Origin of the sequence: Paenibacillus athensensis (genome assembly GCF_004514475.2) — a bacterium.
GTDB classification, from domain to species: domain Bacteria; phylum Bacillota; class Bacilli; order Paenibacillales; family NBRC-103111; genus Paenibacillus_AL; species Paenibacillus_AL athensensis.
This window is the reverse complement of record NZ_MYFO02000004.1, coordinates 466256-481611: the sequence shown is the minus strand read 5'-3', so window position 1 is coordinate 481611 and position 15356 is coordinate 466256. Positions and strand designations below refer to the sequence as shown.

The 15356-nt window shown below is 44.5% G+C and carries 7 protein-coding genes; 2 read left to right on the top strand and 5 right to left on the bottom strand.

The window, feature by feature from the left end; translation table 11 throughout:
• Positions 1-182: 182 nt before the first annotated feature.
• Both B5M42_RS10350 and B5M42_RS10345 read left to right on the top strand, forming a co-directional pair.
• On the top strand, positions 183-1121 hold the full coding sequence (locus B5M42_RS10350) for a tyrosine-type recombinase/integrase (RefSeq protein ID WP_134752394.1): 939 nt from the start codon (positions 183-185) through the stop codon (positions 1119-1121).
• Positions 1122-1160: 39 nt separating this feature from the next.
• On the top strand, positions 1161-2144 hold the full coding sequence (locus B5M42_RS10345; RefSeq protein WP_167689837.1) for a glycosyltransferase family 2 protein: 984 nt from the start codon (positions 1161-1163) through the stop codon (positions 2142-2144).
• 5 nt (positions 2145-2149) lie between these two features.
• Here B5M42_RS10345 and B5M42_RS10340 read toward each other — a convergent pair whose 3' ends face one another.
• The 5 genes from B5M42_RS10340 to B5M42_RS10320 form a co-directional block, all read right to left on the bottom strand.
• Complete coding sequence (locus B5M42_RS10340) at positions 2150-5257, bottom strand: ATP-binding protein (RefSeq protein WP_134752390.1); 3108 nt, start codon at positions 5255-5257, stop codon at positions 2150-2152.
• Between the two features lie 266 nt (positions 5258-5523).
• Positions 5524-8049 carry an ATP-binding protein gene (locus tag B5M42_RS10335; protein ID WP_134752388.1) on the bottom strand — a complete coding sequence of 842 codons (2526 nt, stop codon included), beginning with the start codon at positions 8047-8049 and terminating at the stop codon, positions 5524-5526.
• Complete coding sequence (locus B5M42_RS10330; protein ID WP_167689835.1) at positions 8046-9677, bottom strand: condensation domain-containing protein; 1632 nt, start codon at positions 9675-9677, stop codon at positions 8046-8048. Before B5M42_RS10330 ends, B5M42_RS10335 begins: the two co-directional genes overlap by 4 nt.
• 254 nt (positions 9678-9931) lie before the next feature.
• Entirely contained in the window at positions 9932-10378 is a 447-nt protein-coding gene (locus B5M42_RS10325; RefSeq protein ID WP_134752384.1) for an oxidoreductase, read from the bottom strand.
• A gap of 27 nt (positions 10379-10405) precedes the next feature.
• Positions 10406-15232 (bottom strand): RecQ family ATP-dependent DNA helicase, encoded by a 4827-nt coding sequence (locus tag B5M42_RS10320; RefSeq protein ID WP_134752382.1) that lies wholly within the window; start codon positions 15230-15232, stop codon positions 10406-10408.
• Positions 15233-15356 lie beyond the last annotated feature (124 nt).

The window sequence follows — 15356 nt, the reverse complement described above, 5'->3', positions numbered from 1 at the left end:
CCTCATACGACGCGTCATGCTTGCCTCAATCGTTGGACGAAAAAATGGACACCGCCAGACCGTTATGCCGCGGGCAGCCCTCGTCCGCAAACTGACAGAGAGTGAAGGTTTTGCAAAAGTAACATGTCCAGTATAATGAATGTCTTAGTATTCTACTACTTTCCTATATATCAGGAGGCCACATGGAACTTGCCGTCACGATATTCGCCAACTGCATGAAGCAATACGAAGTCTTTTTAAACCTGGAACGCAATCTTTCTTTAAAATCGATTCAAGCCTATCGCTCCGATTTGAACGGCGTGCTCGCCTGGTACCAGGCACGTGCCCTTCCCAGCATCACGATGGAAAATCTGCAATTATATCTGGAGGAATTGTCGCTCACCTACAACTTAAAAGACACCACCATCAAACGAAAATATATTTCAATCAAAGCTTTTTTTAATTTCCTGGTCCACAAGCAAGAACTGACCGCCTCACCGTTATCGGAATTCGGCAAAAAGTTCAAGCAATCCAAGCGAATACCGAAAGTGCTTTCGGTTCTCGAAGTCGAAAAGCTGCTCAACTCTCCACAAGAACAGATGAAACGATTACGCACCTCGTTCCGGAAATGGATTTGTATTCGCAATAATGCGATTATCGAGCTGCTCTACGTGATTGGCATTCGAATCGGAGAGCTGGTGGGCATCGATCTGGAGAATATGGATTTGACAGAGAGAACCATCGTCATTTTGGGGAAGGGCAGGAAAGAACGCATCCTTTATATTTCAAGCAATGAAGTTGTTGAGAAAATACAGATGTGGCTGCGGGTACGCCCCCATCTACAGCCCAAAACAAATGCGCTTTTTATCAATAAATATGGCGAACGACTTTCGATTTATTCAATTGAAGACATTTACGCAACGTACAGGGATCTATCGAATATCAGCAAAAATTCCACCCCCCACTTTTTGCGGCACAGCTTCGCTACGCATTTGTTGAATAACGGCGCAGACCTGCGTGCCGTTCAGGAAATTCTCGGCCATTCCAGCGTAAGCACCACGCAAATCTATACCGAAGTATCCGTGGAAAGGAAAAAGGAAGTACTCAATCGATTTAATCCTCGTAATCATTTGAAGCTTTGAAACCTCCTAATAACTATGAATTATTTGGAGGTTTTGCGCATGGGGCAAGAAGTTAAAGTAAGCATTATAGTGATCGTAAGCGATACTGAAAAGCATCTCGAAAAATGCTTGGATTCTTTGGTACATCAAACGATAAAGCAAACGGAAATAATTGTAGTTGACGATTGCTCAATCAACGACCCTAGAACTATACTTGAAAAATATTATACGGATGAGAGAGTTCAGTTCATTCGGCTTGATTCGAAGAAAGGTCCGGGAGGCGCAAGAAATAAGGGATTATCGTTGTCTACTGGTACATATATAGGTTTTTGTGATAGCGATGACTGGCTGGACTTGAATTTTTACGAGACTGCCGTCAATTTTATGGAACAAGAATCAGCAGACGTAGGTACGTGTGGACTTGTTCGAAACTATGATGTTGAGCTGCAAGAAAAAGTATATAAATGTAAATATGATTCGCTTATCCCCTTAAATGGAGAAACCGCTTTTAAAATCATGACGAAACAATACGACTACGGCATTCATATCGTCCCATCTTCTGTAAATAAAATATATAAAAGAGAATTTATTTTACAACATAACTTGTTTTTTTTAGAACACGTATATTATGAAGACTTATTGTTTTCATTTAAAATGATGTTAAATGCAAAAAAAGTGATCTGTATTCCATCTACGTACTATCACCATTACAAACGAATTGGATCCATTGTGCAATCATTCTCACAAAAACACATTGATGATTTTTATGAAGTGTTTTTACAAATTCGAAAGTATTTGAAAGAAAATCACCTCTATGAACGCTATCAATTTAATTATTATAAATTTGGCGAGCAGTTTTACAACTTGATTATTCGGCAAATGTTTGAATACGTTCACAATGAAGAAGAAAGAAAATCGTATATGCGGTACTCTTTTAGTCGCATTAAGGAATTAATCGAATTCGAAGAATATTTAGAATATGCTACGGCAGAAAAATTGCGTCAGCACATCCAACCCCACTTGAAAAGCACAACCATATACTGAGACTATTACCAGCAGCATCTCGAATCTATGTAATAAACATCTGTCAGCATCGTTCCTCCAGTATAAAAACGAATCTGATTAGAAGAAAAATTGCCATTTTGGATGACTTCCATATTATGATCGATCATCGTGACATACTCCTTTAACCCCGAAAAAACTTTACGCGATTGTTCTAACGCGACTAAAGCTTTTTCCTTGTTTCCCGTCATGATTTCATACAAGGACAGGTTTTGCAAATAGAAACCTTCTTGGCGGGGCCGGAACTTTCTACCCACCGTAACATCTGAAAATAAATAACTATTGCCTCTATCTATATCAAAATGCATATAAAATAAGGCGGAGAGCGCAAATACCCCTTTTCTAAAATCATTAAATACATTTTCTTTCATTTTTTCGTGATGTTCAATTAACTCCTGTATCGAAGAGAGATTATTAGACATAATCAGTTGCAAAAACAAATAATCAAATGTGATTAATTGTTTTAACTTAGGGTTGTTGTTTTTACGTAGTTCTATCGATTCTAAGCATTGTTTAAGCAACTCCAATGCTTTTTCCACATCTCTTACATATAGTGTACGTGCATATCTGAACATAATTGTTACATTATCCTTACCCTGTTTGATCAACGCATGATTCAGCGCCTTATATGCTAATTCTGCTTGGCTGTCATTTTTCTCAGAAAGAATCAGTACCTTTACCTCTTGCGCTAGAATATAACTATTTGACTGATACTTATGCCCTTGCAGATAATGAAACCTCACTAAATGTTCAATCTTTTTTTCCAGATCCTCAGCTAATTCTTCAGCTTCTTGAAAGTCAAGCGATTCATATTTGCTATTCACTAATTCAGAAATGGCTTCGGTACAGGTATACATCACCTCAAAGTTTAAATTATTTTTTGTCTCCTGATAAATTTTTTCAAAAATAGGTCGACCGGAAACCGTTTTGCTTTGATTAGCCATAGCATAGGCGTATACAAAGTAAAGCTTGTAATAAAGTACATCGCCCAACAGATCTTTTAGTTTACTGCTGTCTGTCATAAAAACAGATTCTAGAATGTAAAGAATGGAATAATACTTGCCCTCATTTTTTAATTGAATAATCTGCTGCGCAGTAGTTTTCAGATCATCCATATTGCTATGAATAGATATTTTATTATGCATTTCCTCATATTTATTTGGATAAGCTATCGATAGATTGCTTCTGGATAATCCAAAGGATTTTTTGTATACATCTGCATAAATATCATGAAATGGAACCAAACGCCCCTCATAATTAAAGCGAATTAACTGCTCTCGCAAGAGCAGATCAATCGCTTTCGGGAGTTTCTCCGCATTTATTCCAGCATCAAGTCCATTCGATGAGCGATAGATTTGATCGCACCATTCTTTGACAGAACTATCTTGATTGAACACACGCCTAAAAGAATCTATGATATATTGTTCAACGACCCGTGATTCTTGAAACATTTTGTAGGCGAACACAAACTCATGGATGCTGCTTAACGTGTTACCGGAATCTTTTATATATTGTATAAACTTAAAAAAAACAAAAGTATTTAAAAATAAAGCGTTGATAATATTTTCATCAATATTACTTGGCAGTTGTATATGGTCTTGAATCGAGCTAATAAGATCCGCTGTTCCTAATTCATATGGATGCTCTGTTAGTACATAAAATTCCTTCAACTCTTGATATTCCTTGGACATAAAGAAGGTTTTCTGACCACATAGCAGGAAAAATATAGGGAATTTTAACAGTGAAATTTCTTGCAAAAAAAATGTTAGGAACCTATATTCAAATTCAAATAACTTATGTAAATCATCCATAAGTATAAATCTTTTATTCATCGATGTTATATTAGGCAGCAAACGCAACTCAGGGGAATATTTGCACATGGCGATGCTTAAACGATCAGGATCATCTTTACTATCGAATAGCTCAATAAGTAAATCATTCATGTACCCGGTATTCATTAATTTCGTCAAATACTCTCTATCAGTCGTTCCTAGCGACATAAACGGAAATAAAATAAATAAGACAAGGTCCAACAACATTCTGCGATTTTTAAAAGAATCCGAAGAGAAGGAGAGGTATAACGTGTCCCTTTCCTTAAGTTGATCTGTTTGAACAATTTTATTTAACAAATAGGTTTTTCCAATGCCGGAATCACCGAATAGACTATGAATCCTCAGCATGGGTTTCTTCATAAATGCTTTTATTGAATGATGAATATCCTCCTCAATGACATGCTGCGAATGAATGTATAAAGGAAGGTTGTTTGTGGGAAAAACGTTGACGGCGGACCTGATTAAAACCTCCAGGTCATTCTCAATAAGAAACAGCACACCGGATATAAACTTCCCATTTTGAGAAAAATGTTCTTTCACATAGATATCGATATGTACCGTATTTTCGCCTTTTTTGAGATGTAATTTTTTTGCCTTACATTTGCAAAAAGACTTCATCCGTTTGTCTATACTTATTTTTACAGTGCGCTCTTCTGCGCTAAAAACAGAAAAAAAAGCGGAGTATGTATTCTGTTCATACAATACTTGCAAAGCTTCTCGGAAAGCTACATGTTTATCAATGCTCGAATAGAATTTAATCTCTTCAAGTATAAATAAATCGTTGATTTCGAAATGCCCACCGCTTGGGTCATCGAAATACTTATTATAAATAGAACTATTCTTGGAAAGCCAATATTCTAATGTACTTTTCGTACAAAACGTTACTTCTTTACAGTTGGTGGAGCTTTCAAGAGCTCTACGGATATCGATCATCGTTTTTGAATGGATCGAAATATTAGTCACAAATATAATTTTCGATACGTGCCCATGAAGAATTGCACTCACAATGGTAGCATCAAGTTTATAGCGTGAAAGTTTTTCGGACTCTGTCGAATATTTCGCTTCCATCCACCATTCCTCTTTTGCACCTACATAAGGTTGATAGCCGACAACAATGGTGAACGCGTCTTTATTACCATCACGAGTTTTAGGCGTAGCATTCCAGCCTGAAGCATTTTCAAATTCTTTTTGTACATATTCATAAGCCAGATTCTCGAACCCTCTAAATCCCTCCTTTATACTGCCCCAATGGAATTGCCCCATGCGCAAAACCTCCAAATAATTCATAGTTATTAGGATATTTTCAAGTGCCCTCTGCCCACTTCGCTCACAGCCTATTTCCTAAAATTCGACAAATCCCTATTTTTCCCTACAATAGAAAATACAGCGATCCATAAAAAATGAAGGTTATGACGCAATTATTCGCCGCACACAAAAAGGGAAGCCCCCTTCGGCTTCCCCTTCTCCCTGCGCAGAACAGCTTCCTTCCGACATCTACCGGATGCTCCACTGGCTCATACGCACATACCTTATATCATTTTCTCCTTCCGTGCTTGGTCTGCGGCTTCCTGGATCGTTTTCGTGCCCAGCTTTTTATTGATTTTCGTAATATGATTTTTTAACGTACTTTCACTAATGAACAAGGCTTCACGAATGGCACTGCGCTCCTTACCCGTTTCGAACATTCGCAGCACTTCCTTTTCCTTTTCGCTCAAAATATTTTTAGCTTCATTTACGAATTTCAGCTTCAACTGCGCGTCGATCCGCGTTAAAATTTCCTGCTTGATGAACGGTTTGGTGATGTATTCGTTCGCGCCCTGCTTGAAGCCGTTGGCAATATGCTCGGAGGTGCTGTACGCCGAAATCAGAATCACCGGCAGCGCCAGCTGTGAATAGGACTCGCGGATGGCCCCGCAGACGTCAAAGCCGGTCAGGCCGGGCATCATGACATCGAGCACAATCAGGTCAAACTCCTCCTGCTTCACCCATTCCAGCGCCTGCTTACCGTCATGAGCTACCGTAACCCCGTAATTGGGCGTAAGCAAATTGTACAAAACCTGCAGATTTACGACTTCATCGTCAACAACAAGAATATTGACCTTGCCTGTCGTTCGGACGAGGCTGGCGTCGATTGGAGAAGGATACAGCTGATGGAACTGCGCTGTGCTATCAGTCGACAAGGACGCCGCAACCTCTTGATCGAATAGCGGCAAATTAAACGAAAATGCGGTGTATTGCCCCAACTGCGATTCAACCGTCAAGGTTCCGCCATGCAGCTCTACCAGCTGTTTGGTAACATGCAGCCCCAGTCCTGTGCCGCCATATTTCCGCGCCAGCGAGCCGTCGACCTGTTCAAACGGATTGAAGATCACCGATAGCTTGTCCTGCGGAATACCAATACCCGTATCCTTGACCGAAATGACCACCTTGTCGCTCTCCAGGAACGAGCTTAGCTCAATGCAGCCCTGCTCGGTGAATTTAATCGCATTCGATAGCAGATTATGAAAAATTTGCTGCAGCCGGTCTTCATCGGCAAGCACCGTCAGCGGTCCGATCTTATTGGAGATATCGACCATGCGATTACCGATCAACGGCTGCGACAAAGCAATAACCGTCTCTGCAGTAGCATACACGTTCACCGGCTTCAGCCACAATTCGACCGTTTTATTCTTGATGCTGGAGACATCGAGAATATCGTTAATCAGCTTCGACAGCCGCCGGCCGCTGGAAACAATAATTTCCAGACTCGTTTTCATATTGGCGTTGGCATCGCTCATCAAGCTTTCAGCTAAACCGATAATGCCCGTCAGCGGCGTACGCAATTCGTGCGACGTATTGGCGAAGATCTGGTCCTTCTGACTATGAAGCTCGTCCAGCCTCTTGTTCGAATGCTGCAATTCAACATGCACATCATAAAATCTTTTTACAAAAATGGCACATAAAAAGACCATGAAAGTAGAAAGTCCCCAAGGGATAATTTGATTCGTTTTAAATAAAAGCACGGCCCGGAGTGCATCATGCGCGCATGTAATCACGACGCTGAAGGTAGCAAAAACCAGCATGGTCGTTTCATAGTTACGATGCTTTACATATTTAATCAACGCATTGATAAAGAAATAGGTAGAAGATAGAACTACAGAAATATTAAAATAGGTAAACAACGTTTGCGCTGCCGTCAGATTGATGAGCGAATAAACAAAATACACCATCAATTCGATGGCAAAAATGACGGACACCCACCGATTAATCCCCTTGTAGCCCTTCCCCCACAAACTTTGGTAGGTCAGACTGATCAACGTCGACAGTATATATTCTTCCAGTATCTTCAGCTGATAGAACAAAAGATCGTGATGGGGAAACAGCAAATATTTAACATCCGAAAGCAGGAAGGTATAAATCCCCATCAATAAAATAAACAAACCCGAGACGAGCATCAGCCGCTGCTTGTTTAATGCGGAGAAAATCAGCAGAATGATGCCGACTACAACCGAAAGAACCGTAAGAATGCCAGACAATATACTGGACTTGACGGTATGCATCATCACATCGTCTTGCTCGCCGAGAATCACTTTTCCTTCGAGACCGATTCGCGCAATGCCGGAATGGATTCGATAGTATACATAACCCTTCTGATCTTTAGGGAAGCTGATCTGATTGAGCGTCCGGCCTTGAATCATGACCTGGTCCGGATTATCCATCTCGCCAAATTGATAAATCAACTTACGATTGACATACACCTCATAATTTTGAAAAATCCGGCTGATTTTGATCGAGCAAATTTCGTCGCAGTGAATGTTGTCCAGATTGAATCGGTACCAGATGCTGTTCGACTGCTTCTTGCCGATGTCATTGATATTGGACAATGTTGTCCAATCCTTGTCTCCGTTCGCTGCCGCGTCCGTCCAAATGGGCAGACCGCTGTCGTCCAGCGGGGAGTCGCCCCAGCGGTATTGCCAGCCTCCCTCGCTCGCTTCCGCTTGAGCGGATACGATCAGAGCAGCATGAGTCGATGCAAGCAGCCACAAACATAACATCGTTAAAACCCATTTTTTCATACGGGTCTTCCTTCAAGCAATTCCTGCAACGTTTGATGCGGCGCGAGAATCGTTTGATCGATAACGTAAACCAAATAGCTATATAAGCGTTCGATATCTGCATGACTGAAATCTTCCAACCGATAATCCATTTGCAGCTCGAATTGATTCCACTCTTTGATCGCCAGCTGCAGGGCGTTTAACTGATAGCCCGAGTAATACTCAATCGTTTCCGAATCGTTATTAAACGAAGTATTGTAATAATTAATGGCATATTTCAAAGGATTCGTGTGCGCCGATTGATGGAGACCCAGATCCTTGATCAACAAATCGTACGGATAGCGTTGATGCTTCATACATTGGCGCAAGCGTTCGTTCGTTTGCTTGATGACATCCATCAAGCTTTGCTCCATTTGCAGCTGAGAACGGAACAACATGCTCGAGGTGCTCATACCGAACGTCGCTTTCTCCACTTGTCCGGAACGTCCCAGCACCGGCACATTCAAAAGAATATCGTCAAACCCCGATAACTTGAACAAATATACAGACATAAATGCAGTAAACATCGTATTCAGCGATACCTTCATATCCTGAGAGCATGCTTTCAACGCTTGCGACCGCGCTTCATCCAAATAGAACCTTTTGCGATCTCCGCTCAGGTCATGAAGCTCTTGCTTCAAAAAGGCAATGGGAGGATGTTTCAAATATTCGCTCCAAAACGCTTTATCGGTTTCCAAGCGGTCCGATTCGAAATATTGCTTTTCCTTCCGGAGAATCTTCAGATAGGAAGGCCCTGCTTCATGAGCAATCGCTTCCCCTGCAGCCAAATTCCGGTACAAGTCGTAAATTTGGTCAATCATTAATTGAATCGACCAGCCATCACAAATGGAGTGATGATAACGCACTAAATACCCGCACGATTGCTCCACTTGAAAAACGGTAAATTGATACAGCGGCTGATCGGCAAGCTGGAACGGCGTTCTGAACGCCTTCTCCGCCCATTGCTGAAACGTTGTTTCGGATGGGAAAGACTTAACTTCAATCTCGGCTACGTCATCAACCACATATTGGTGTACGTCGGACTGTTGCTCCGCGTATTGAATCCGAATCGCATCATGCCGACGGATAAACAGCTGAATAGCTTGCTTTAAAAGCTCCGCGTCCCAATGCTCGTATATGCGGACCGTACCGCCAATATTAAACAGCGACGTATCCGGAAAAATCTTCTCCGTATACCAGACGCGCTTTTGCGGATGGCTGAGCGGATAATATTTTCGTTCCACATCCAGCTCAATGCCTGCCGACGTCGCCGTGCCGACGATGCCTTGCCGCGTAAAGTAGCGATGGTGCACAACGTCGAGATATTGCACCAGCCATTCGTCCACCGGAATCTCCTCCGGGTCCATGCCTCCGTATTCCTTGAGAATCGAATTGGCCGTCGGCAAGGAACTCGTATGCTGAAACAGATCGAGCTTCACCGCGTAAGGCGTCGGTTCCTGAGAACCGTAGTGGTAATCGTTCATCTGGAATACCAGATGGTTGATCTGTCTGACAATCGTCATCCGTTTATAGTGAAAGCGATTGACATCGAGGTCGTCAAACGTGTATGCCTGTCCGGGAATTAAAGCGTTCAGTTGGATGGTATTCATCGGTACAGCAACTTCCTTTCCATGCAGCCCAAAATGGATTTGGTTACAAACAGGAGCTGTCTTCCTAGTTACTATAGCACAGAAAATGGGACAAGAAAACGTATTTACCAGCATACAAAAGACCGGCCGGGCCCGCGATTTTGAACAATGCGGACAGCTGTCAATGATCTCTTTACGATTTCCTTCCTTTCATCATTCGTCTCAGGCGTTCCAAAAATACACCCTCCAGAATGATATCTGGAAGGTGTATGGCACTACTGCTCCCCGAACATCTCGAACGTTGAAAGGATCGCCTGCTCATACAGTGCCCACGAAAAAACAAAAGGGCCAAGCGGGATGCTCAATCGCTGATGCTCGGCATAAAAATCCTTCCAGATCACCCGCTCCCCTTCCCGGTCCACCTTGACCGAGATAAAGCCGCACCCCTCGTCCCCGCACCAAGGACAAACCAGCAGAGGATATCGGTAAAACAAGCTCTCATGCGGTTTTCGGAGCAAAAAAAAATCAAGCGTCTCCAACTGCCGCTCCCGGCCGCCCCAGCCAAAAATCGGCACGAGATCATGCTTGCGCAGCATGCCGTAAAGCGAACGACCGTCAATCATGACATCGGCGAAGCGGATATTTTTGTTGCCCTCCTGCGCACAGTCAAGCGGATCAAACCGGCTGGCAGGCTGGAACTGCAGGTCGTTGAAAACCGGCATAAGTACCTCCTTGATAGGTCGTAATTTCTAAGTGTTCGGCAACTGCGTCAACACGGCACGTTCAACATGCAGCTCCGGCAGGGCAATCAAAATTTCTTTATCCTGAGCTTCTTTGTACCAGTACACGATGTATTTAATCCTTGCGCTCATCGGCTGGTAGCGATCTCTTCGAAGCCGTTCGATTTTCCCTTTCATCTGCTTGGAGAAGCGAATGATCGCGACACCCTTGGCGTTGCGGCAGCATTCCCCATCTACCGCAAGCTGATCACCGCTATTCAATTGCTTGACCGCCTCCTGACAGCTAAGAAAAAAATCCAGCCATACGTCCTGCAGCATCAGCTGGATCACCAGCTTGTCAGGCCGTAGACGTATTCGATCGTCCTTCTGCGCCAGCAAGCCATCCGTTTGAATGAAATCGAAAACCGGACCGCTGCAGTGAATGGTCAAGCTGCTTTTCGCCCGGGTAATGGCCACATAAACCTGCCGTTTCTCCTCGTCTGTACGCAGCGAAAATTGATCCAGCATGAGAAACACATGGTCAAACTCGCGGCCCTTGGCCTTATGTATCGTGGATACGATAATGGTATCCGTATTCCCCCGAATGAAATCTTCCAGCCTGGATTCCCGGATAAAGATATCCAAATCGGATTTGTATTTATTCCGGGGATTCGCCTGTTCGAAATCCCGCAGCAGGTTCAAGACGATCTCCACATTCGGGCTTCTCTTATGCTTTTGGACAAGCGCGCGTTCCGCCGCCCTCCAATCCTCCTCACCGATCGTATACATGTCCTCTGTCAGATGAAGCTGCTCTACGAAGAAGCGGACCTCGCTGAGATTATACAGGTTGAATCCATCATTGGACTGGATAAGCTTGGCTTGCATACCGTGCTTCACCAGAAGCCCTGCCAAGAGGGAGGCGTCGTCATTGGTCCGGGTCAGTACGCAAGTCGTCCCTCGCAGCTCCCCGGCCAGTATGCTTTCCACCAACGGAGCAATCAAATTCCCGCCGCTGTGCCGAATCAGCTTGATTTGACCGGAATCCCCCTGAACCGCAATAGCTGGCGTCTCCTTCAATCGATCCGTAATTGTCCCTGCAAACTGATTAGCAAAATCTACAAGATTGCGCTTACTTCTGTAATTTTCCAGCAGCTCGTACTTTACCGCTAATGGGTGACCGCTCAAGCTCTTCATGTGTTTGGCGCTCGAACCGCGAAATTCGTATACATTCTGATCGTCGTCGCCAACCGCAATAACACGCATCTCTTCGTTCATTTCCATCAGCAGAGAGACAAGGGCGTACTCCTGGGTATTCATATCCTGAGCTTCGTCAATCACAAGCACGGTTTTGGTCAACCTGGCCGCCTCGACTTCCCCCGACTCGATCCGCTTCAGCGTCTCTTTAATGATTTCATCCGATTTCTCGATCGTCCCCATTTTACCGAGCAGATCAAAACAATACGAATGGAAGGTTTTAATTTCGATAAAATGAGCCGCATTCCCGATCAGCCGCTGAAGTCTCATCTTGAATTCGGTAGCCGCCGCTCTGGAGAACGTCAACATCAGCAATTGTTCATGCTTCACGTCCTCTATTAACAACAGGGAAGCAAGTTTGTGGACCAGAATCCGCGTCTTGCCGCTTCCGGGCCCGGCAGCTACGACCATATGTTTAGACGCATTATCGTTAATAATCTTTAATTGGACGGGAGACAGCTCGCCGAACAGCTGGCGAAATTTCGCCGGCGTAATATTGCGCTTGATCTCATTTTGTCGACTACCTTTGAAATACTTATTCAGAAACGACGAGTAATTGAGCTGAAAATAATCTTCTACAAACTGCAGGGCCGCCTGATAATCGGCGATCATCTGCTTAGCGTATTCCCCCACAATGTGGATCTGCTGCACTTTGCTCTCGTAATACTGATTCAGCTTTTGATAGTCCTCAACCTTATATCGACGTTTATTGTCCTGTTCAATGCGCTCGATGGTCAAAGCATTATAGACAACCATAAAGCCGCCTTCTATTTTCAAAGCTTCAATCCTGGACAGGTAGAAAAGCGCGTCTTCAATCTCCTCTGCGGCAATCCTGACTTGAAACAAGATTTGGCGGCTTTCAAACGCTTCTTTCAGTTCCAGTACGGAGAATTCGACCAGATCTTCCTCACGCGGCTTATCGTCGTCCGAAGACTCGGAGTTACTTTTCTCATAAAGATACTCCACAATAAAAGTCGCCAGCTCATGGCGCTTCTCCAGCTTTTCCTTCATCTGCTCCTGCCCGTAAAGAGCCTGAATCGCGATATGATGCTTATTGAAATCTACTGTCCGCCTTTTTATCCAGTTTTTCACCGCCCAAATGTTGAAGATGGTTTTCAATTTGGCAGGTGAAGCCTCCTGGCAGCCGGCATGCTCCGCCTTTTCATTTAATTCTTTGATATGCAGGATTTGTTCCTCCATATCTACTTCAGCGAGCAGGAAACGTTCGACATGGACATACGTCTTCAAGATACCGAGTGAACGGTTGACGTGCTCCCTTTTCTTAATAAAAGCCGTTAAATCCTTGGCGTCAGCCAGAACCTTGATTTCGCGCATCAGCGTAATCAGTTGGATGACCTCTTCCTTGGGAATCGCCAAATGGTCGGCGATGTAATCGATTCTCGATTCCGCCGCTTCATTGCTTACATGCTTTCTGCTTTTGCTGGAAAACAGCTTGCGGATGATCCGCGAAGCATTCGTCTTTTGTTTTTCATCAAATTTGCCGGAGCGGTGAATCTGCTCGATAGCCTCCATTGCGTTTTTGGCGAGAATACTGGTGGCGTACACCCGAGGCATATTCTGCCCCCGCTTTAAATATCCCGCTTCCTCCAGCGCAGAGACCGCCGTCGTGACTTTCGTTTGAATGTCGAGAATCCCGTCATCCCAGCCCGCTCTTCGGGCCAGCTCCAATGCCGATTGAGACACGGTCGCGCGCAGCCGGGTAACCTCCTTGACGGCCTTCCAGATTTGCTGAATTTCCTGAATGCTCAGCTTCGTCTGATTCAACAGAATAAAATGCCTGTTCAGGTCTTCATCATTAAACAACACATAGCAATCGGCAGATATCGCTTCATCTCGCCCTGCTCTACCGGCCTCCTGAACGTAGTTTTCCAGAGAATCCGATATATCGTAGTGAATAACCATGCCTACGTCCTTCTTGTCAACGCCCATGCCAAAGGCGGACGTAGCAACCATGATTTGAACGTCGCCCTTCATGAACGCGTCCTGATGCGACGTTTTCACGTGTTTTTCCATTTTGCCGTGATAGGATTTGGCCGGATAGCCGTCTTTGGACAGCCGCATGGCTAATTCATCCGCTCGTTTCGTGCGGGAGACGTAGACAATCGTGGGACATGGTTTGCATTCCAGCAATTCCCGAACGGTATTGTACTTTTCTTCGTCCGTAGCCCGCTCGAACACTTGATAATGAAGATTGGTTCGGGTTGCGCTGGAGCTGAAGAGGCTCATCTCGATGGAAAGCTTATCCCTGAAATACGTCTGGATGTCCTCGATGACTTTCCTCTTGGCTGTTGCGGTAAAGCAGGATACCGGAATCCCGTCGGCGAGATTTTTCTTGTCCTGGAGGGATTTAATGAAGTCGCCAATATACAAATAATCGACCCGGAAGTCCTGTCCCCATGAAGAAAAACAGTGGGCTTCGTCAATGACGAACCGGACAACGTTCCTTCCGAGCAGCAAACGTTCGATCGTTTTGGATCGCAAAGATTCCGGCGCGATATATAAAATGGAGGCGGAGCCGTTCTCGACCCGTTCCAGGGATTTCGCTCGTTCGATAGGATCTAATAAACCATTAACGGTAACCGCCTCGGTTATTCCTTGCTTCTCCAAATTGTCTACTTGATCCTTCATCAGCGACTGCAAGGGAGAAATGACCACAGTCAGCCCTCTTACGCTTTCCCCGCTCATCAACGCAGGCACTTGAAAGGTAATTGATTTGCCGCCCCCGGTAGGGAATACGGCCAGCAAGGATTTACCGGCGATCGCGGCATTAACCGCATCTTCTTGCAGGGGTTGACCCGCATAGCTTCGATAGTTATCATGTCCGAACAAGCGCTTGAGCCCTTTGCGGCTGTCTAACTGCGCCTCGCAATAGACACAGGCCCGATAGCAGGGCTTGCCCCTAAGCAAATACATAGTTCCCTGTACAGCCGGAAAACTCTTGACAATCCACGGCGGCGTGATGGAAGTCTTATGACCGGCGTATATCAAAGCCAGACAGTAGGCCAGCTCGATAGGATTGTGTTGGATTAGATGTGCAAGATCGACGTGGTCGCAAATCCGCAAGTGAAACTCGCGGCGGATCGCTTCAGACGGATTCACGGGCTGGCCAGCGTATCCAAGATATTGGAAGAACGCGGCAAACTCCTTTTGATCGTGCAAAAGGGAATAGAAAATAAGCTGCAAAGCGGGTGGAGTTTTGCGAAAAGCAGTAATTTCGTCAAAAAAAAGCTCTTTGGCTTGAATCGCATCATTTAACGGGTTGTTCAGCTCTTCCGTTTGCAGCTTATCGTCCTTGACCAGCCGATGATACGGCTTGGAGGGGAACAATAAAGCAGACAGGTGCAGCGTATCAATCACTCGGCACGAATCAATCCCCGCAGCCTGAACGGCATGCCGGATATAGTTCAAGTCGTGATTAAGCAAATTATGTCCACATATAAAGCGGGAACCCCGCAAAAAAGAAACAAAGTCGGAGATCGACGAGGAGTGGAAGGTTCGCCCGCTCTCTAAAAGGCCGCCAATATCCGCGATTCTTCCGGTTTTCGGTTCGATTTCCGTATCGATGAAAGCAATGGGTTCCATGGAAGCCTCTCCTACCCGCAAAATGCCGCTATATGCTGGCTTTCCCTATGCTTTCGACATGATTCCTGAAATTCCTTTCTATTCCAACTTTTTCAGAGGGGGTTAGCCCACACGGACCTGAACC